Raw genomic sequence first — 19,391 nt, 5'->3', positions numbered from 1 at the left:
TGTGGGTGTCGTGCGGGCCGTGGGTCTCAGCGGCGTGCCGTGCGGTGCCGCGGGTCAGTTCGAGCGCGAGAGGCCGTTCGCGATGCCGTTGCCGACCGCGCCGTGGCCCTGGCCCTGGCCCTGGCCCTGACCCTGGCCCTGGCCCTGCTCACCGGCGCCGTCGTCCTCGCCGCCCGCGCCCTGGCCCTCTTCACCGGCTCCGGCGTCCTCCTCGCCCGCGCCCGCGCCGCCGTCGCCGAGGGTCGCGCCGACGGCCTCCAGGGCGGTGGTGACCGGCTGGAAGAACGTCTCGCCGCCGGCCGTGCAGTCGCCGCTGCCGCCCGAGGTCAGCCCTATCGCGAGGCCGTCCTGCGTGAACAGCGAGCCGCCGCTGTGCCCTCCGGGTAGTTGACGGTGGCGTCGAGGCCGAGGACCTGGCCGTCGGCGAGGCCCGTGGTGCTGCCCATCCGGAAGACCTGCTGGCCGACGGTGGCCTCGGCGGCCCGGCTGATCCGTACGGTCTGCCCGCCGACGTTCACCTCGCTCGGCGCCTCGGTGTTCGGGTCGTCGTACGTGACGAGTGCGAAGTCGCCCGCGCCGGGGAAGGTGGCCTGGTCGACGGTGGCGATCGGCGCGCCGTTCTCCGCGTCCGACCACTGCTCGGTGGCGACGCCGCAGTGACCGGCCGTCAGGAAGGCGGGCGAGCCGTCGGCGGCGGTGACGTTGAAGCCGAGGGAGCAGCGCGCGCCGCCGCCGAAGATGGCGTCGCCGCCGGACGCGAAGGTCTTGAAGGTGCCGGCGGACTTCCGGACGGTCGCCATGCCGGAGCCGAGGCCGTCGACCGTGGACTCCAGTCTGTCCCAGGCGGCGCCGGTGACGGTGCTGTCGGCGGTCACCAGGATTTTGTTGGTGCGCGGGTCGACGGACCAGGCGGTGCCGGGGATGGTCGCCTCGGTCTTCAGCGTCCGCGCGCCCGCCCGGAGTTCGGCGATGCTGTTGTCGACCTCGCGGACGGCCGCGCCCGCCTTCTTCGCCTGCACGATGACGTTGTTGTTGTCGCCGGGGACGACGTTGACGACGAGTTGCCGGCTGTCCGCGTCGTAGTAGGAGCCGGCGAAGGCGTCACCGAGCAGGCCGGCGAGCCGTGAGGCGAGGTCCGAGGCGTCGTCCGCCTTCAGGGTCCTGGGTGCGGCGGCGTCCGAGGCGTCGTCCTGCGAGGCGTTGGCGTTCGGCAGCAGGATCGCGGCCGCGCCGAGCGCGATCGCGCCGCCCGCCGCGAACGCGGCTTTGCGCTTCGGAATTCGCTTGTGACTCAAACTTCTCGACCTCCTGGGGTACGGGGACCGTGCCACCGGTCGTCGGCTGTCGGGGGCGCCTGGATGGCAGGTGGTACGCACGGGCCGCGGCGAGCGTTCAATCCGCTTCCGGCGGGCAACGGGCGGGCACAATCGCCCATATGACGATGACTCCCGCAGAGGCCGACAAGATCCTTTCCGCCAACTTCGCCCCTTGGGTGCTGGAACTCGGGCTGTCCGCCGTCGCGTTGGGCGACGACCGGGCGACGCTGCGACTGCCCTGGTCGGACCGGCTGGCGCGGGAGGGCGGCGCGCTGTCGGGCCAGGCGCTGATGGCGGCGGCCGACACGGCGACCGTGATCGCGGTGTCGGCGGCGCGGGGCGGCTTCGCGCCCATGACGACCGTTCAGCAGTCGACGACGTTCCAGCGCGCGGTGACCGGTTCGGATGTGCTGATCGAGGCGGTGCTCGGCAAGCTGGGCCGGCGGATGGCGTTCGCGGACGTCACGATGACGGTCGAGGAGACGGGCGATCTCGCGGCGCGGGCGAGCACCGTGTACGCACTTCTGGGCTGACACGGACAGCGATCGATCGGTAACAGTCCGTTCCAGTCAAAGAACGGAATCCCAGCTTCAGTGAATCTGCACACCGAATGCCCAACGCGGTCACCGCGGTCGGTGGATCTGCACACGTAACGGATCCGGTGTACGCCATTGGTGCGGGAGTGCCGGATTCGGCACGCGAGGCGCAAGGGGTCGCGCGAACCGATGCCGTGGGGCATGTGAAGAAGTCGCCGCCGCGTCGTGCAGGGGCCTGCACCGTTCGGTCCGTCTGTGCGTCAAATCGCCTGGTGAGAGGTTTGGTTGATTGGAAGCCCGGACGAGCCGCGTGCTTTGATCCATCGCACCGCGGGGGCCGTTCGGGTTTCCCGGACACGGGTGCCCGGTGCCCGCGGTGGCGGCCGTCCGTCTGTCCCCAGAGGGGGCCGCTCCCCCTTGTGAATACCCATACGAAGGGAAGTTCCGTCATGAACTCCACCCCCCAGGTCGACACCGTTGAGATCTCCGACGCCGAGCTCGACAACGTCTCCGGCGGTCTGTCCGTGAACGCCCTCAACAGCGCCACCGGCGCCCTGAACGGCATCGCCCCGGTCTCGCAGACCGTCGACACGGTCGTCGGCACGGTCGAGGGTGTCACCGGCCTGAACACCGCCCCGGTGCAGGGCCTGGTCGCCGGTCTCTGATCGCGCCTTCACGCGTCTGAGTCCCGGAGCCGCAGCCGGCGGTTCCGGGATTCTCCGTTGTCCTCGTCGTCCTCGCAGGTGAGGGAAAGTCCGTGCAGTTCCGCCAACAGGCCCTCGCCAAGCTCTCGTCGCCCGAGGAGCTGGACCTCCCGGTGCGTTTCGCCCGGCCGCAGGGCTGGCTCGTGCTGTCCGTGACGCTGGTCGCGATGGCGGCGGCGTCCGTGTGGGCGACCACCGGCTCGGTGGCCTCCACGGTGAGCGCGCCCGCCATCCTCACGCACGGGCAGGGCAGTTACCTCCTCCAGAGCCCCGTCGCCGGCCAGGTCACCGCGGTCCTCGTGAAGCAGGGCCAACGGCTGCCCGCCGACTCCCCCGTGCTCAAGGTCCGTACCCCGCGGGGCGAGAGCGTCGTACGCTCCGTCGACGCCGGGCGGGTCAGCGCGCTCGCCGCCACCGTCGGCCGGATCATCCGGGCCGGCGCGAACGTCGCCGCGATCGAGAAGGTCGCCCACGAGGACGACCCGCTGTATGCGACCGTCTACGTGCCCGCCGAGAACGCGGCCTCCATCCCCGCGCGCGCCGCCGTCGACCTGACCGTGCAGTCGGTGCCCAGCCAGGAGTACGGCGTGCTGCGCGGCCGGGTGAAGTCCGTGGACCGCACCGCCCAGTCGGCGCAGCAGATCGCGGCGTTCCTCGGCGACAGCCAGCTCGGCGAGCAGTTCACGCGGCAGGGCAGGCCGGTGGCCGTGACGGTCCGGCTCGTCACGTCGTCCGGAAACAAGAGCGGTTACGCGTGGTCGTCGGCCGAGGGACCACCGTTCGCCCTCACCTCCATGACGGCGGCGACGGCTTCCGTCAAGCTGGCCGACCAGCGTCCCGTCGACTGGCTGCTGCCGTGAGCGCCGCGCAGGACACCCGCTCCCGGCGCCGCGCCGCCCCGCCGAGACGCAAGGTCCCCACGAGCCGGGTGAAGACGGTCCGCACGCCGACGGTGCTCCAGATGGAGGCCGTCGAGTGCGGCGCGGCCTCGCTGGCGATGGTGCTCGGCCACTACGGCAGGCACGTCCCGCTGGAGGAGCTGCGCATCGCCTGCGGCGTGTCCCGGGACGGCTCGCGCGCCAGCAACCTGCTCAAGGCGGCGCGCAGTTACGGCCTGACCGCCAAGGGCATGCAGATGGACACGGCGGCGCTCGCCGAGGTGGCGGCGCCGGCCATCCTGTTCTGGGAGTTCAACCACTACGTCGTCTACGACGGCATGGGCCGGCGCTTCGGCCGCCGCGGCGTCTACATCAACGACCCGGGCAAGGGCCGCCGTTTCGTCCCCATGGAGGACTTCGACGGCAGCTTCACCGGCGTCGTGCTGGTGCTGGAGCCCGGCGACGGCTTCAAGCGCGGCGGGCGCAAGCCGGGCGTGCTGGGCGCGATGCCGGCGCGGCTGCGCGGCACGGCGGGCACCCTGCCGGCCGCGGTGCTGGCGAGCCTGCTGCTGGTGCTGGTCGGGGCGGCGGTGCCCGCGCTGAGCCGTACCTACATCGACATGTTCCTGATCGGCGGCCAGACCTCGCTGCTGGGCGTGCTGTTCGCGTCGATGGCGGCGTGCGTGCTGCTGACGGTGGTGCTGACGTGGCTCCAGCAGGCCAATCTGCTGCACGGCCGCATCATCTCCTCCACGCTGTCCAGCGCCCGGTTCCTGCGGCACCTGCTGCGGCTGCCGGTGACGTTCTTCTCGCAGCGCAGCCCGGCGGACCTGGTGCAGCGGCTGCAGTCCAACGACGCGGTGGCCGAGACGCTGGCCCGCGACCTCGCGGCGGCGGGCGTCGACGCCGTGGTGGTCGTCCTGTACGCGCTGCTGCTCTACACCTACGACCCGCAGCTCACCGCCGTAGGGATCGGCGTGGCGCTGCTCAACGTCGTGGCGATGCGGGTCGTCGTGCGGCTGCGCGCCACCCGTACCGCGAAGCTCCGCGCGGACACGGCGCGGCTCACCAACACCGCCTACACGGGCCTGCAGTTGATCGAGACGCTGAAGGCGACCGGCGGCGAGGACGGCTACTTCCGCAAGTGGGCCGGGCAGCACGCCACGACGCTGGAGGAGCAGCAGCGGCTCGGCGTGCCGAGCGCCTGGCTCGGTGTCGTCGCGCCGACGCTCGCGACGCTCAACAGCGCGCTGATCCTGTGGATCGGCGGCATGCGCGCGGTCGAGGGCCACATCTCGATCGGCCTGCTCGTCGCCTTCCAGGCGCTGGTCACCCGCTTCACCGCCCCGCTGACCCGGCTGAACGGTGTCGCGGGCCGCATCCAGGACTTCGCCGCGGACGTGGCCCGCCTGAAGGACGTGGAGAACTTCAGGACCGACCCGCTCTACGGCCGTCCCGGCACCGGTGACTCCACGCGCCGGCTGCACGGGCACGTCGAGCTGGAGAACATCACGTTCGGCTACAACCCGCTGGACAAGCCGCTGCTCAGCGGCTTCGACCTGACCGTCGGACCGGGGCAGCAGGTGGCGCTGGTCGGCGGCTCCGGCAGCGGCAAGTCGACGGTGTCCCGGCTGATCTCGGGTCTCTACACCCCGTGGGAGGGTGTGATCCGCATCGACGGGCAGCGCATCGAGGACATCCCGCGCGGCGCGCTGGCCGCCTCCGTGTCCTTCGTGGACCAGGAGGTGTTCCTGTTCGAGGGCACGGTCCGCGACAACGTGGCGCTGTGGGACCCGTCCGTCCCGGACGACGCGATCGTGGACGCGCTGCGGGACGCCGCGCTGTACGACGTGATCGTGCGCCGCCCGGGCGGCATCCACAGCCGGGTCGAGCAGGACGGCCGGAACTTCTCCGGCGGGCAGCGGCAACGCCTGGAGATCGCGCGGGCGTTGGTGCGCCGGCCGAGCATCCTGGTGCTGGACGAGGTGACGAGCGCGCTCGACGCGGAGACCGAGCTGGTCGTGATGGACAACCTGCGCAAGCGGGGCTGCGCCTGCGTGGTGATCGCGCACCGGCTGAGCACCGTGCGCGACAGCGACGAGATCGTCGTGCTGGAGCACGGCACGATCGTGGAGCGCGGGCGGCACGACGAACTGGTGGCGCACGGCGGGGCGTACGCGGCGCTGGTCAGGGAGCGGTGAGATGACGACCGGCCACGAAGGCGACCTCGTGCTCGGTGCGCTCGGCGCGCTGGGCACCCCGATCGACTGCACGGGCTTCAACCGGCTCGACCTGGAGGGGCCGCAGGTGCTGTGGCTCGTCGCGTCGGGCGCCGTCGACCTGTTCGCGGTGGACGCCGGGCAGCAGGGCCACTGGCACCACCTCGGCCGGCTGGAGGCGGGCTCGCTGCTGCTCGGCCCGGTGGCCGGCCCGCAGCACACGCTGGTCGCGCGCCCGCTGCGGAACTGCGTCGTGCACCGCATCGGGCTGCGCGAGCTGTACCAGACGGCGGAGACGCAGACGTGGTCGTACGACGAGTACGGCAACCCGCAGTACGTGCCGCCGACGACCAGCCCGCTGGAGTACGCCCTCGCCCTCGGCGTCGGCCGCAGCCTGTCGATCCTGTTCCAGGCCCCGATGGCGGGCGACGGTGGCGTGGCGCCCGCCGACGACGACGTGTTCTGGATGCAGGTCCCGCCGGGCAGCGTGCAGTACGGCTCGCTGTACGGCGCGGAGGCGGCGGCCGACCTGCTGATGGACCCGGCGCTGTGGCAGAGCATGGTCGACCAGCAGTACCGGCTGCTGACCACGCTGGACCGCTGGATCGAGCAGTTGGAGCGCACCCACGAGACGCGGACGGCCGCCGGCATCAAGGCCGGTGAGGCGGTGCGCGCCCAGGCGGACCGGACGCTGCTCGCCTCCATCGGCAAGCGGTCGGACCGGCGCAGCACGGCGGCCGACGCCGACGCCACGTACGCGGCGTGCCGGCTGGTGGCCCGTGAGTCGGGGATCGCGCTCGCGGAGCCGGCGCAGAGCGGCACGGGCGGCGACCGGCTGGACCCGGTCGAGCAGATCGCCGTGGCCTCCCGCGTCCGCACCCGGGCCGTACGGCTGGACGGACCGTGGTGGCGCGACGACGTGGGTCCGCTGGTCGGGCACCGGGCGCTGTCCGGGGCGCCGGTGGCGCTGCTGTGGCGGCGCGGCGGGTACGTGGCGGTGCATCCGTCGAGCGGGCGGGAGACGCCCGTGGAGAGGGCCAACGCGGAGGAGTTCGAGCCGCGCGGGGTGATGTTCTACCGTCCGCTGCCGGACAAGCGGCTCGGCCCGGCGGGACTGCTGCGGTTCTGCATGCGCGGCACGCGCGGCGACCTGACCGGCCTGCTGCTCAGCGGCCTCGTGACGGTGGCGATCGGGGCGCTGGTGCCGGTCGCGACGGGCAAGGTGCTCGGCGAGTTCGTGCCGAAGGCACAGACCGACCTCATCGTGCAGGTGTGTCTGGCGGTGATGCTGAGCAGCGTGGTCGCGGCGGCGTTCATGCTGTTGCAGAACCTGACGATCCTGCGCCTGGAGGGCCGGGTCGAGGCGACGTTGCAACCGGCGGTGTGGGACCGGCTGTTGAGGCTGCCGACGAAGTTCTTCACCGAGCGGTCCACCGGTGAGCTGGCGAGCGCGGCGATGGGCATCAGCGCGATCCGCAGACTGCTGGCGGGCGTCGGCCCCACGGTGGCGCAGTCGGTCACGGTCGGCGCGATGAACCTGGGTCTGCTGCTGTGGTTCAGCGTGCCCATGGCGCTGGCGGCGATCGGCATGCTCGTGGTGATCGCGGGCGTGTTCGTGGGGCTCGGGCTGTGGCAGGTGCGCTGGCAGCGGCGGCTCGTGGTGCTCACCAACAAGCTGAACAACCAGGCGTTCCAGACGCTGCGCGGCCTGCCGAAGCTGCGGGTCGCGGCGGCGGAGAACTACGCGTACGCCGCGTGGGCGGAGCGGTTCGCGCGCAGCCGTGAGCTCCAGCAGAAGGTCGGCCGCATCAAGAACCTCACGGCCGTACTCGGGGCGGTCTATCTGCCGCTGTGCACGCTGCTGATGTTCATGCTGCTGGCGGGCCCGGCGCGCGGCACCATGTCGGCGGCCGCGTTCCTCACGTTCAACACGTCGGTGACGATGCTGCTGACGGCCGTGACGCAGCTGACGGGCGCGTTCGTGTCCGCGGTGGCGGCGCTGCCGCTGTTCGAGGAGATCCGGCCGGTGCTGGACGCGACGCCCGAGGTGCGGGTCGCGAGCACCCGGCCGGGCCCGCTGACCGGGGCGATCGAGGCGCGGCGGCTGTCGTTCCGGTACTCCGACGACGGGCCCCTCGTCCTGGACGACGTGTCGTTCGCGGTGCGGCCGGGCGAGTTCGTGGCGATCGTCGGTCCCAGCGGCTGCGGCAAGTCCACGCTGCTGCGGCTGCTGATCGGCTTCGACCGGCCGCTGTCGGGGAGCGTGCTGTACGACGGGCAGGACCTCGCGGCCCTCGACCAGTCGGCGGTGCGCCGGCAGTGCGGTGTGGTGCTCCAGCACGCGCAGCCGTTCACCGGCTCGATCCTGGACGTCATCTGCGGCAGCGAGCCGTACACCCCGGAGGAGGCGATGGCGGCGGCCGAGATGGCGGGCCTGGCCGAGGACATCCGGCGGATGCCGATGGGGCTGCACACCATCGTCTCGGGCAGCGGGGCCGTCTCGGGCGGCCAGCGGCAGCGGCTGATGATCGCGCAGGCACTGATCCGCCGGCCCCGGATCCTGTTCTTCGACGAGGCGACCAGCGCGCTCGACAACGAGACGCAGCGCACGGTCATCGAGAGCACGAAGGCCCTCAACGCCACGCGCGTCGTCATCGCGCACCGCCTGTCGACGGTGCTGGACGCGGACCGGGTGATCGTGATGGAGGACGGCAGGATCATCCAGCAGGGCCCGCCCGCGCAGCTGCTCGCCGACACCGGCGGGCGGCTGCACGAGCTGGTACGGCGGCAGATGGCGTGACGCCGGGGCCCGCGCCGAGGCCGAGGCGGGCTCCGGGGCCGAGGCGAGCTCCAGAGCCGAGGCGGGCTCCGGCGCCGGGTCCGCGGGCGTCTTCCCTCCTTCTGCCCGTGTTCTCCCGCTGTTCCCCCCGCGTTCCCTGATCTTCCCCCGGCCTTTTCCCGGCCGTTTCCCGGACTTCGTGCGGCTCCGACCGTTGATCGCGGCCCTGGGCGGGTACTCACCGTCCATGCGAATCAGCGTCGTGGATGTGGGGTCGAACACGGTCCGGCTCGTGGTGGCGGACGCGCAGGGCGGGGTCCCGCTGCCGGTGCACACCGCCAAGTGGCGGCTCAGGCTGTCCGAGCAGGTGACCCCGGGCGGCCCGGTGCCGGAGGAATCCGTCGTACGGCTCGTCGACGCGGTGGCCGCGGCCGCCAGGACCGCCGAGCGGTGGGGCGCCGCCGCGCCGCTGGCCTTCGCCACGGCCGTGGTGCGGGCCGCGCCGAACAGCCACGACGTGCTGCGCACCGTGCGGGCCCGCACCGGCGTCGCCCTGTGCACCCTGCCGGGCGAGGTCGAGGCCGAGCTGACGTTCCTCGCCGCACGGCGCTGGATGGGCTGGCGCTCCGGGCCGCTCGCGATGCTGGACATCGGCGGCGGCTCGCTGGAAGTGGCGTTCGGCCGGGGCCGGTTGCCGGACTTCGCGGCGTCGCTGCCGCTGGGCGCGGGGCGGCTGACCCACGAGTTCTTCGCGGACGCCGATCCGCCCGGGCCCGCGCAGGTGCGGGCGCTGCGCCGCAAGGTGCGGCACCAGTTGCGGGACGTCGCGGCGCGGATCCGCTGGGAGGGCCCGCAGACGGCGGTCGCGACCTCGCGCACCTTCCAGCAGCTGGGCCGGCTGTGCGGCGCCCCGCCCGGGCGGCACGGACCGTTCGTGGAGCGGCAGTTGCGCAGCACGGACCTGGCGATGGCGATCGAGCGGCTGGCCGCGCTGCCCGCGGCCGAGCGCGCCCGGCTCCCCGGGATCTCGGCGCCCCGGGCCGCGCAGAGCCTGGCCGGCGCCGTCGTGGGGCACACGGCGATGAAGCTGACGGGACTGCGGACGCTGACGATCTGCCCCTGGGCGATCCGCGAGGGCGTGCTGCTGCGCCACATCGAGGACGGCCCGTCGTGGTGGGCGGAGGTCACCCGGCACGCCGAGGAGCCCGCTCCACCGGGCCCGGTACCCCTGCGCATCGCAACGGCGACGCACTGACCGACGTCGACTGTCGACAGTGAACAGTCGCCGGCCTGCGGTCGACCGCCCACCGCGGACCGCGGACCGCCGACCGGCCACCGACCACGGCCGACCGCGGACCGCCGACCGACCACCGCAGACCGACCACCGCAGACCGCACACCGCCGACCGCCGACCGCGAGAAACAAACCGCCGACCACCAAGGAGGCACCGTGACCGACGACCGCAGGCGTGCCGACCGCGCCGAGGACGACCAGCCGAACACCGCGCTCGAGGAGGTCCTCGCCGAGGCCGAGGACGCCGAGCGCCGCACCACCGAGTCCGACCATCAGCGGCGCCGCAGGGGCGAGGCCGGGGAGGCCATCACCCCCAACACGCGCGCCCAGGAGCAGTCCTCCGGCGACGGCTGAGCCCACCCCGGACCACGGACCGCCAAAGTCACGGGTCGCCGCGCGGCTGCCGAGGACACGGACACGCGGATGCCGGGGCCCGCCCGGGGTACCCGGGGCCGCATGGCGCACGACAGCGAAGAACCACGACTGCCGACGGCCCGGGGCCCGCTCTCCGAGGCCGTCACGCGGTACCTGCGCGGTACCGGACCGCTGCCCGCCCCCGACGGGGCGAGGGCCGCGGACCCGTACGGCGACGACCTCCAGCTCGCCCTCTACCTCTGCTACGAGCTGCACTACCGCGGTTTCGCGGGGGTACCGGGCGAGCTCGAATGGGACCCGGACCTGCTGCGCACCCGGGCCGCGCTGGAGGACCGCTTCCTGACCGCCCTGCGCGCCGACACCCCCGTGCACGACAGCGTGGACGACGCGGTCGCCGACCTCCTCGTCGAACCCGTGGACGGCACCGGCGTCTCGTACTTCCTGCGCGACAAGGGCGAGCTGTGGCACCTGCGCGAGTACGCGGCGCTGCGCTCGCTGTACCACCTGAAGGAGGCCGACCCGCACGCCTGGGTGCTGCCGCGGCTGTCGGGCCGGGCGAAGGCGGCGATGGCGGCGGTCGAGTTCGACGAGTTCGGCGGCGGGCGCGCCGACCGGGTGCACGCCCGGCTGTTCGCGGACCTCATGACGGACCTGGGCCTGGACACCACGTACGGGCGCCATCTGGACGCGGCGAACACCGAGGCGCTGGTCACGGTGAACATGATGTCCCTGTTCGGGCTGCACCGGCGGCTGCGCGGGGCGCTCGTGGGGCACTTCGCGGCCGTCGAGATCACCTCGTCGCCCGGTTCCCGCCGACTGGCCGAGGCGATGCGCCGCACGGGCGCGGGACCGGCGGCCGAGCACTTCTACGACGAGCACGTGGAGGCGGACGCCGTGCACGAGCAGGTGGTGCGGCACGAGGTGATCGCCGGTCTGCTGGAGCAGGAGCCGCACCTCGCGCCGGACGTCGCCTTCGGCATCGACGCGACGGGATACGTGGAGGACCGCTTCGGGGCGCGGCTGCTCGCCGACTGGGAGGCCGGCCGCTCGGCGCTGCGCACACCACTCCGGACACCCGACGCGCCTGAAACCTCCCATATTTCCTGAATGCCGGGGTACCCGGGCCGACGTGAATCCACTGGTACTGCCGGGCGTGTACGCCCCTCAGGACGACACCCGGTTGCTGGCCGGGGCCCTGTACGACGAGCCGGTCCCGCCCGGTGCCGACGTCCTCGACGTGGGCACCGGAAGCGGCGCGCTCGCCCTGGCCGCCGCACGGCGGGGATCGCGGGTGACCGCCGTCGACGCCTCGCGGCGCGCGGTGTGCGCGGCCCGCGCCAACGCCCTGCTGGCCGGGCTGCGGATCCGGGTCCGGCACGGGCATCTCTTCGAGCCCGTGCGCGGCGAGACCTTCGACCTGGTGCTCGCCAACCCGCCGTACGTGCCGGCGCCCGGCGACGGTCCGCGCGGCGCGGCCCGGGCCTGGGACGCGGGCCACGACGGGCGGCTGGTCCTGGACGAGATCTGCCGGGAGGCGCCGGCGGTCCTGCGCCCGGGCGGCGTGCTGCTGGTCGTGCAGTCCTCGCTCAGCGCACCCGACCTGACGGTGGCGCGGCTGCGGGCCGCGGGGCTCAAGGCCGCGGTGACCCGGCGACGGCGGGTGGCGTTCGGGCCGGTGCTGCGCGGCCGGGAGCGCTGGCTGCGGGAGCGGGGCCTGCTCGGCCCGGCCGAGGACGACGAGGAACTGGTGGTGGTCCGTGCCGAACGCCCCGTCTGACCCGCCCCGCCGGATCACCGTGCGGCGCGGGGGGCCGATGCTGGTCGAGGGCCCGGTGGAGGTGGAGATGGAGGACGGCACGACCGTGTCGTCCGACCGCTTCCGGGTCGCCCTGTGCACCTGCCGTCGCAGCCGCCGTTACCCGTGGTGCGACACCAGCCACCGGTCCAGAACCCCGCCGAAGGGCCGCGCGGGTGACACCCCGCAGGAGCGCGGGGACGACTGACGGCCCTCACCCGGGGCGGGCCCCGGCACACGAACGCCGGGGCGGGCGCCGCCGTCCCCACGGCAGTGGCGTCCCGCCCCGGCATGACCGGCGGACCCACGGGCGGCCCCACTCCGCCCGCCTGTCCCCCGGTACGGGATCACCGGCCCGCGCACAGGCACTCGCACTCCCCAGTTACGAGTCACCTCATGTGCGCGGGGACCGCGCGATCCCGGTCCCTCAGAACGCGAAGAGGCTCGTGGCGGCGCTCTTCACGCACTCGTTGGAGAAGGTGCGTTCGTAGGAGACCCGGCGGCCCTCCCACACTCCGTCGACGGTGACGACGACGGGTTCGTACTCCCGGGTGCACAGCACGTCGGTTCTGACGGTCGCGAGGGTGTCGAAGTCGCCCTCGGCCAGGCGCAGTTCCGTACAGGCCTGGCGTGCGGCGGGGTGGGTGCCGGCGGGCCGCGGGGCACAGGCCAGGGTGACCGCGCGTTCGGGGGTGGCGGTGGCCGTGCTCTCGCCGTGGCCCACGGTCAGGACCAGGGCCGACGGGGCGTGGAGCGAGACGGGCGCGGCGTGGGGGGCGGCGAGGCCGGCCCCGGCGAGGGGTCCGCAGACGGCGGTGACCGTCAGACCCAGTGTCGTCGCCCAGCGCGCGGTGTTCCGCATCGTGTGCTTCCTTCCGCTCGATTACGAGGAGTGCCGGCCCGTGCCCGGTGGGTGCCGGACCGGCGAGCGCGAGTCTGCCGAGTCCGCTCCGGAAACACACTTCGACCCCACGGGTTTCAGTAACCTTGCGTGTTGGATCAGTGGCGCGAAGTCACGGAATTCGAACGTTGCAGTCCCCTCGCTGCCCCAATCTTGATCGCCTGAAGCAGCCAACTGGCGCAATCTGATCGCTCTTTAATAGGCCGGAAACATCTCGATGGGGACCTGTCCGGCGAACGCCGCGGACCGCGCCCGGGCCGACCACGCCCCGTTACCGGTGGGTATCGTCTGGGGCGGCGCGTTCCTCAGCGACGAGAGACGGGACTTCCGCATGGGCAGGCACTGGGCCGACTTCCAGTACGAGATCTACCTCAACGGCATGACGGGGGCCGCGCCCCGGCTGCCCACCGATCTGACCCGGCTGGAGGAGCTCACCGAGCGGCGCCTCGGTCCCGGCCCCGTGGGCTACGTGGCGGGCAGCGCGGGTGACGGCAGCACGGCCCGCGCCAACCGGGCGGCACTGGCCCGGCGCCGCATCGTGCCGCGCATGCTGCGGGACGTGCACGACCGCGACCTGTCGGTGGAGGTGCTGGGCCGCACGCTGCCCGCGCCGCTGGCGCTGGCCCCGGTCGGCGTGCTGTCGATCATGCATCCGGACGCGGAGCCGGCCGCCGCGCGGGCCGCCGCGGCGCAGGGCGTGCCGTTCGTGCTGTCGTCGGCGTCCAGCACCCCCATGGAGGAGGTCGCCGAGGCGATGGGCGACGGGGAGCGCTGGTTCCAGCTGTACTGGCCGAAGGACCGCGAGGTGGCCCGGAGCTTCCTGAACCGCGCGAAGGAGTCCGGCTGCACCGCGCTCGTCGTCACGCTGGACACCCCCCTGCTGGCCTGGCGCCCGCGCGACCTCGACCAGGCGTACCTGCCGTTCCTGCACGGCGTGGGCACCGCCAACTACTTCACGGACCCGGCGTTCCGGGCGGGCCTCGCCAAGCCGGTGCACGAGGACCCGAACGCGGCGGTGATGCACTTCGTCGGCATGTTCGCGGACCCCGCCAAGACGTGGCCCGACCTGGCGTTCCTGCGGGAGAACTGGGACGGCCCGATCGTGCTGAAGGGCGTGCTGCACCCCGACGACGCGCGGCTCGCCGCCGACGCCGGGATGGACGGCGTGATCGTGTCGAACCACGGCGGCCGCCAGGTGGCCGGGTCGGTGGCCGCCGCCGACGCGCTGCCCGGCGTGGTGGAGGCGGTCGGTGACCGGCTCACCGTGCTGTTCGACAGTGGCGTGCGCACCGGCGACGACGTCTTCAAGGCGCTGGCGCTCGGCGCGCGTGCGGTGCTGGTCGGACGGCCGTACGTGTACGGGCTGGGGCTCGACGGCCAGGCGGGCGTGGAGCACGTGATCCGCTGTCTGCTGGCCGAACTGGACCTCACCCTCGCCCTGTCCGGCCACGCCGGCCCGGCCACGCTCACCGCCGCCGACCTGGTCACGGACCCGGCCTGACGCCACCGGCAGCCGCGGCGGGCCCGCGTCACGACACGGGCCCGCCCCCAACTCCTAGGTCTTGTCCGCGACGAAGAGGGAGCCCTCGGCCGTCGGGACCGGTTCGGCGCGCCAGCGCTGCGCGTCGGAGCCGTCGCGCACCTTGACGACGATGTCGGCGTTCGCGTCAGGGGTGGTGACGGCGAGGGCCAGCTGCTTCTCCCAGCGGGGCAGCAACTCCCCCCGCACGGTGTAGTCGTAGCGGACGTCGTCGGCCCGCTCGTCGTCCCGTTCGGCGCACGTGCCGAGGATGACGACGCCGGCGTCGGCGCGGGAGTCCAGGCACAGCCCGGGGTCGGCGGCGCTGCGCAGCAGGCCGTCCTCCTCGTACGTCCACTGCTGGGTCCACGCCGCCGAGCAGGCCGCCGGCCGCACGCCCGCCCCCGCCTCCGCCCGGCCGCGCACGTCGAGGCAGAGGTCGGCGGCGGCGTTCCGCAGCCGCGTCTGCCGGGGCGCCGTGGGCAGCCCCGCGGAGTCGGGCGGGGCGGGTGAGGCGGTGCCGGGGGCCGCTGCGCCCGCGCCGGTGGCGCTGGTGGACGCGGCCGGGTCGGCGCCGCCGTCGTAGGACCACACGTTCGCGATCAGGACGGTGGTCAGCACCACCGCTGAGGCCGCTCCGAGGCCGGAGAGCACGGTGCGCGGGGAGCGCGGGACGGGTGGCGTCCAGCGGCCCGGGCCGGTGAACCGGGCGAGCGGGCGGTGTCTGCCGCGCCGGGCCGCGCCCCGTCCGCGCCGGGTGCCGGTCGCCGTCCGGCCGGGCCGGGAGTCGAGATAGCGCCGGGCTCCCCAGCCGAGCACGGCCTCGGCGAGCAGGAGCCCCAACCCGCTTTCGAAATCGCTCAGTTGTTCGGCGGCGAAGCGGCAGTGCCGGCACTCGGCGAGATGCTCGCGGACGTCCGGCAGCAGGGCGCCGCCGCGCCGGATCGGGACGTCGAGGAGCCTGTTGTAGAAGCGGCAGTCCTTGCCCGGCGCGAGTTCCTGATGGGCCCGGACGCAGCCCTCCCGGAATTTCTCCCGCGCCTGTTCGCGTACGGCCGTCGCGGTGTCGGTGTCCATACCGAGCAGACCGGCCGGTACGGATATGGGCTCGGCCTCGACCTCGGTGTGCCACAGCAAACAGCGCGCGGCGCTGGGAAGGGACTGGAATGAGCGCTCGGCCAGCGTCCGGTTTTCGGGCGTCAGGGACTTCGCGGTCCGCATACCGCGACCGCCTGCGGGTTTCCGAACGGAGGGCAGCGTGCCGGATATCCGGTCGTCGGCGGCCCACTCGCGGACCGTGTCCCGCACGGTCACGAGAATCCGGGGACGCAGCGCGGACGAGGGACCGCCGAGGGCGGTCCGGTCGAGGGCCCGGCGGAACGCGGCGGCGGTCACCATGGCGGCGACGGGTTCCGACGAGGCGAGGCAGATGACGGCGTAGTCGTGCGCCGACTGCCAGTGCCGGGCCATCAACAGGGCGACGGCGCGGGCGGATTCGTCCTCGGGGCGGCCCGTCAGCCGGGCCACGAGGGACGCGTCGGATTCTCCGGGATCGCCGCCGGGCGGCGGATAGGGGGGACGAGGGGGGTGGGGGGCTGGCACTGAGCGGTTTCCTTCCCACGCGCGCATGACACAGAAGTGCGGCTCGCCGAAAAGGCCGGAGTTGGTGCGGACCTTTTGGGCGACGAAGCGGGAGGAATTCGCCGACGGCGAATCGGACCCGGTTGGTCGGCCCCGGTACGACGGCCGGACTTTCACCCCCCGCACGGGGGGTTCACTCTGGCACAACCCACTCGCGCCCAACAAGGCACTCCGGCAACATCGGTGCCGTTGAAAGGAAGTCAGAAACGGGCTGCTCGCGGCGTTGTGCGCAGCGGCTTTCGCCATTTCGCGCGCACGGCGGGAATTCCCGCGGGTCCGCCGGGACGCCGCCCGTCAGATCTGCCAGGACCGCAGCCGGTCCGCCGCACCGTAGATGTCGGTGGTGCCGGAGATCAGGTCGCGGGCGAGGTCGACGAGGGCGCCGTAGGGCGGGTCGATGCCGGCGCCGCTGACGAACATGTAGGCCACCGCGGTCGCGCAGGCGAAGCGGGCGTTGGCGGCGGGCAGCGGCTTGAGCAGAGCGAGGGTGTGCAGCAGCGCGGCGGCGCGCCAGGCCGGATCGGAGTCGACGCCGAGCCGGGGCGGGTCGACGCGGTGCCGGGCGACGGCGGCGACCAGCGCGGAGAAGTCGTTGATCGTGGGCTGGTCGGGCAGCACCTCCTCGTGACGCTGGAGGAGCCAGGGCACGTCGATGTGGATGACGGGTGCCATCGGTCAGGCGACCCGCCCCTCGCCCTTGGTGGCCGGTTCGTCGTCCGGGAAGGCGGCGGCGAACTCGTCGGCGTGGGCCGCGAAGAAGCGGCGGAACTCCTCCGCGCCCTCCTGCAGCGCCCGGTGCCGGGCTATGTCGGCCGCGGCGGCCTCCCGCACGAGGGCCTTCATCGACGTACCGCGTTCCTTGGCGATCTGCCGCAGGTCCTCTAGCTCGCGGTCGCTGAACTCCACGTTGAGAGCTGGCATGCCCTCACGGTACCGCTCGGGTACTTTCCCGTAAATACCCGCAGGTCAGACCATGGGTCACACGGTACCGGGGAACGCGGAGGCGGCTGTCGCCCCGCGGGTCGCGAGGCGGCAGCCGCCGATGGCCGTGCGGTGGGCGGGCCCTACTTCTGGCCGGCCACGAAGGCCGCCACGCGGGCGAGCGCGGCGTTCCAGTTGATGGTGTGCTCGTTCGTCGACCAGGACTGGATGTCGTCGATGAAGCAGAACTGCCCGACGCAGCCCTGCAGCTTGCTCTGCGCGAACGGGTCCTGAATGCTCGAGTTCGGTCCGCCGGAGAGCGTGCCGTCGGGCGGGCTCGGCAGCTTCGGGTCGAGCTGCTTGGCGTACCAGCGGCTGTGCTGCCGGTGCGCGTTGACCTCCCCGTAGCCGGTGACGTACGACATGTTGAGCGCGTTCCGGCCGAGGATGTAGTCCATGCTCTGGACCGCCCCGTCGCGGTACTTGGACGCGCCGGTGATGTCGTAGGCGGTGGCGAGGACGACGGCGTTGTTCAGCACCTGGTGGCTGGAGCCCCAGTCGTACGTGTTGCCGTCGGGCGCGTACGGCATGCCGTACGGGTGGGCCTTCAGGGTCGCCAGGTAGCGGTCGGCGCCCTTGACCACGGACTGACGGACCTTGTCCCGGCCGGGCAGCCGGTTCGGCACCAGCGCCAGGTCGAGGCGTCCGGCGGCTGCGGTGCGCGCCCAGTCGAATCCGTTCGGGCCGAAGATGTCGGCCGTGTGGACCGGCGACTTCAGCACGTGGTCCCGGAACGCGCGCTCACCGGTGGTCAGGTACAGCTGTGCCGCCGCCCAGTAGAACTCGTCGGAGACCTCGGCGTCGGCGTAGGTGCCGCCGCCGATCCCGTCGGACTCGGACGCCAGCACGTCCGGGTGGGCGAGGGCGGCGTCCCACGCCTTGCGGGCCGCGGCGAGCGCGGTCGCCGCGAACTTCCGGTCGTGCGGCCGGTACACGCGGGCCGCCTGGGCCGCCGTGGCCGCCAGGTTCAGCGTGGCCGCGGTGGTCGGCGGGTGCAGTTCGCGCTTCTGCGGGTCGTCGCTCGGCATGAGCGGCAGGCCCGTCCACGCCTCGTCGTGGATCTTGTGGTGGGCCATGCCGGCCAGCGGCTCGCCGTCCGGCACCTGCATCTTCAGCAGGAACTCCAGCTCCCAGCGCACCTCGTCGAGGATGTCCGGGACGCCGTTGCCGCTCTCCGGTATGCGCAGCGAGCCGTCGCCGAGCTCGTCGGCCTCGCCGGTGCGGGCGTACGTCTCCCGCTCGTACGTGCTCAGCAGCTCCCAGGTGGAGATGCCGCCGTTGACGACGTACTTGCCGTGGTCGCCCGCGTCGTACCAGCCGCCGGTGACGTCGAGGGTGTAGTCGCACACACCCGGCTGACAGGGCACCTTGCCGTCGCCCTGGTTGGGCGCCACGTCGACGTGCCCGGCGGCGCGGCCGTAGCCGGGCCGCAGGTCGTCGCGGATGGCGACCCCGCTGCGCTGCGTGTAGTAGTACTTCGCGGCGTCCAGGCGCAGCTTGTCGTAGGCACCGGTACCGATGTCGAACGGCCTGCTGGTCTCCCCGTCGGCGACCAGGGTGAAGCCCTGGCCGGCCTTGCGGTGGCCGCCGAAGTCGATCGAGTGGACGTTCTGTCCGGAGGAGCCGTCCTCGCCGCGCGGCACGGTCGTGCCGCGTGCCACGGTCGTGCCGCCGGCGGTCTTCAGCTGCCAGGGCAGCGGCTCGGTGGCGTCGGTGACGAGGGTGGCGTTCTTCGGGCCGCTCGGCAGGTAGGCGACCTGGTTGACCCGCACGCGGGGGCCGGTGTCCGGCTCGTACACCTCGGGCGGCACGCCGCCCAGCAGGGACACGTCGTCCATGCAGAAGCGCCACGGGTCGGCGGCGCCGCCGACCTGGAAGCCGACCTGGGCCCGACTGGTGTCGACGGGCGAGGTGAAGGTGTACGTGTACGCGTTCCCGGAGACGCTGAGCTGCGGGCTCACCTCGTAGTACGTGTCGTACGGCGCCACCGACAGGCCGACGATCGCCCGCACGACGTTGCCCTCGGGCGCGCCGGTCGCGCTGAAGGCGAAGCGGTACGTCTCGCCCTTGACGAGGGTGATGTCGTTCTGGCCGACGGCGGCGTCCCAGCGGTTGGTGGTGCCGCCGGGGACGTCGGCGCAGAGCTTGCCGTCGGACAGGCCCGCGGTCACGTTGCTCGAGACCCACCAGGGGTCGGTGGTGGTGTCGAAGGTGCCGTTCCTGACCTGCTCGACCTCGTCGGCCCCGGCCGGCCCCGCGGGCAGCGCGGTGAGCGCCGTCGCCAGCAGGGCCGACAGGGACAACAGGGCGGTACTGCGTCTGTTCACGTCTCGGCTCCTCGTCGGAGGTGCGGGCCGCGCTCTGCCGTGGGAGCGCTCCCAAAACGGGGTCGGGGACATAGTTGTGGCCGGTGTGACCCACGTCAACGGTCCGGACAGCACGGGATGTTTGCGC

At 73.1% G+C, this 19,391-nt stretch carries 16 protein-coding genes and 1 pseudogene; 11 read left to right on the top strand and 6 right to left on the bottom strand.

Annotation, left to right across the window (positions count from 1 at the left end):
- Window positions 1–54 precede the first annotated feature (54 nt).
- Window positions 55–1,295: pseudogene (locus tag ACZ7D7_RS09160) on the bottom strand (S1 family peptidase).
- Between the two features lie 140 nt (window positions 1,296–1,435).
- Between ACZ7D7_RS09160 and ACZ7D7_RS09155 the strand changes: the two are divergent.
- The 10 genes from ACZ7D7_RS09155 (at window position 1,436) to ACZ7D7_RS09110 (ending at window position 12,103) form a co-directional block, all read left to right on the top strand.
- Window positions 1,436–1,849 carry a PaaI family thioesterase gene (locus tag ACZ7D7_RS09155; protein WP_470823331.1) on the top strand — a complete coding sequence of 138 codons (414 nt, stop codon included), beginning with the start codon at window positions 1,436–1,438 and terminating at the stop codon, window positions 1,847–1,849.
- A 452-nt stretch (window positions 1,850–2,301) separates the two neighbouring features.
- Window positions 2,302–2,517, top strand: coding sequence for a type A2 lantipeptide (locus ACZ7D7_RS09150; protein WP_470823330.1), 216 nt, complete (start codon window positions 2,302–2,304; stop codon window positions 2,515–2,517).
- 92 nt (window positions 2,518–2,609) lie between these two features.
- Window positions 2,610–3,416: a biotin/lipoyl-containing protein gene (locus tag ACZ7D7_RS09145; protein ID WP_470823329.1), complete on the top strand. Its 807-nt coding sequence runs from the start codon at window positions 2,610–2,612 to the stop codon at window positions 3,414–3,416.
- Complete coding sequence (locus tag ACZ7D7_RS09140; protein ID WP_470823328.1) at window positions 3,413–5,635, top strand: NHLP family bacteriocin export ABC transporter peptidase/permease/ATPase subunit; 2,223 nt, start codon at window positions 3,413–3,415, stop codon at window positions 5,633–5,635. Before ACZ7D7_RS09145 ends, ACZ7D7_RS09140 begins: the two co-directional genes overlap by 4 nt.
- 1 nt (window position 5,636) lies before the next feature.
- Entirely contained in the window at window positions 5,637–8,453 is a 2,817-nt protein-coding gene (locus ACZ7D7_RS09135; RefSeq protein WP_470823327.1) for an NHLP bacteriocin export ABC transporter permease/ATPase subunit, read from the top strand.
- A gap of 226 nt (window positions 8,454–8,679) precedes the next feature.
- Window positions 8,680–9,687 (top strand): Ppx/GppA family phosphatase, encoded by a 1,008-nt coding sequence (locus tag ACZ7D7_RS09130; protein WP_470823326.1) that lies wholly within the window; start codon window positions 8,680–8,682, stop codon window positions 9,685–9,687.
- Window positions 9,688–9,881: 194 nt separating this feature from the next.
- Window positions 9,882–10,079 (top strand): hypothetical protein, encoded by a 198-nt coding sequence (locus ACZ7D7_RS09125; RefSeq protein WP_470823325.1) that lies wholly within the window; start codon window positions 9,882–9,884, stop codon window positions 10,077–10,079.
- 102 nt (window positions 10,080–10,181) lie between these two features.
- On the top strand, window positions 10,182–11,207 hold the full coding sequence (locus ACZ7D7_RS09120; RefSeq protein WP_470823324.1) for an iron-containing redox enzyme family protein: 1,026 nt from the start codon (window positions 10,182–10,184) through the stop codon (window positions 11,205–11,207).
- A 22-nt stretch (window positions 11,208–11,229) separates the two neighbouring features.
- Window positions 11,230–11,877 carry a HemK2/MTQ2 family protein methyltransferase gene (locus tag ACZ7D7_RS09115; protein WP_470823323.1) on the top strand — a complete coding sequence of 216 codons (648 nt, stop codon included), beginning with the start codon at window positions 11,230–11,232 and terminating at the stop codon, window positions 11,875–11,877.
- A complete protein-coding gene (locus ACZ7D7_RS09110) occupies window positions 11,858–12,103 on the top strand; it encodes a CDGSH iron-sulfur domain-containing protein (protein WP_470823322.1) in 246 nt (81 codons plus the stop codon). Before ACZ7D7_RS09115 ends, ACZ7D7_RS09110 begins: the two co-directional genes overlap by 20 nt.
- Window positions 12,104–12,322: 219 nt before the next feature.
- On the opposite strand, the gene ACZ7D7_RS09105 is transcribed toward ACZ7D7_RS09110, so the two are convergent.
- Entirely contained in the window at window positions 12,323–12,757 is a 435-nt protein-coding gene (locus ACZ7D7_RS09105; protein WP_470823321.1) for a subtilase-type protease inhibitor, read from the bottom strand.
- Between the two features lie 370 nt (window positions 12,758–13,127).
- Here ACZ7D7_RS09105 and ACZ7D7_RS09100 point away from each other — a divergent pair, with 370 nt between their 5' ends.
- Window positions 13,128–14,297, top strand: a complete 1,170-nt coding sequence (locus tag ACZ7D7_RS09100) for a lactate 2-monooxygenase (protein ID WP_470823693.1) — start codon at window positions 13,128–13,130, stop codon at window positions 14,295–14,297.
- Window positions 14,298–14,351: 54 nt separating this feature from the next.
- Here ACZ7D7_RS09100 and ACZ7D7_RS09095 read toward each other — a convergent pair whose 3' ends face one another.
- From ACZ7D7_RS09095 to ACZ7D7_RS09080, 4 genes are all read right to left on the bottom strand, one after another.
- On the bottom strand, window positions 14,352–15,917 hold the full coding sequence (locus ACZ7D7_RS09095; RefSeq protein WP_470823320.1) for an RICIN domain-containing protein: 1,566 nt from the start codon (window positions 15,915–15,917) through the stop codon (window positions 14,352–14,354).
- Between the two features lie 333 nt (window positions 15,918–16,250).
- On the bottom strand, window positions 16,251–16,628 hold the full coding sequence (locus tag ACZ7D7_RS09090) for a toxin Doc (RefSeq protein WP_470823319.1): 378 nt from the start codon (window positions 16,626–16,628) through the stop codon (window positions 16,251–16,253).
- A 3-nt stretch (window positions 16,629–16,631) separates the two neighbouring features.
- Entirely contained in the window at window positions 16,632–16,877 is a 246-nt protein-coding gene (locus tag ACZ7D7_RS09085; protein WP_470823318.1) for a hypothetical protein, read from the bottom strand.
- Window positions 16,878–17,020: 143 nt separating this feature from the next.
- Entirely contained in the window at window positions 17,021–19,264 is a 2,244-nt protein-coding gene (locus ACZ7D7_RS09080) for a glycoside hydrolase family 9 protein (RefSeq protein ID WP_470823317.1), read from the bottom strand.
- Between the last annotated feature and the right edge of the window lie 127 nt (window positions 19,265–19,391).

This window comes from Streptomyces sp. NPDC037054 (assembly GCF_055606745.1).
Note: the sequence above shows the minus strand (reverse complement) of the source record. Positions and strands in the feature narration are given on the sequence as shown.

Bases quoted from the DNA above. Each gene is read 5' to 3' on its own strand.
- ACZ7D7_RS09090 (WP_470823319.1), bottom strand. From the start codon at position 16,628: ATGGCACCCGTCATCCACATCGACGTGCCCTGGCTCCTCCAGCGTCAC.
- ACZ7D7_RS09105 (WP_470823321.1), bottom strand. From the start codon at position 12,757: ATGCGGAACACCGCGCGCTGGGCGACGACACTGGGTCTGACGGTCACC.
- ACZ7D7_RS09120 (WP_470823324.1), top strand. From the start codon at position 10,182: ATGGCGCACGACAGCGAAGAACCACGACTGCCGACGGCCCGGGGCCCG.
- ACZ7D7_RS09135 (WP_470823327.1), top strand. From the start codon at position 5,637: ATGACGACCGGCCACGAAGGCGACCTCGTGCTCGGTGCGCTCGGCGCG.
- ACZ7D7_RS09155 (WP_470823331.1), top strand. From the start codon at position 1,436: ATGACGATGACTCCCGCAGAGGCCGACAAGATCCTTTCCGCCAACTTC.
- ACZ7D7_RS09100 (WP_470823693.1), top strand. From the start codon at position 13,128: ATGGGCAGGCACTGGGCCGACTTCCAGTACGAGATCTACCTCAACGGC.
- ACZ7D7_RS09085 (WP_470823318.1), bottom strand. From the start codon at position 16,877: ATGCCAGCTCTCAACGTGGAGTTCAGCGACCGCGAGCTAGAGGACCTG.
- ACZ7D7_RS09150 (WP_470823330.1), top strand. From the start codon at position 2,302: ATGAACTCCACCCCCCAGGTCGACACCGTTGAGATCTCCGACGCCGAG.
- ACZ7D7_RS09130 (WP_470823326.1), top strand. From the start codon at position 8,680: ATGCGAATCAGCGTCGTGGATGTGGGGTCGAACACGGTCCGGCTCGTG.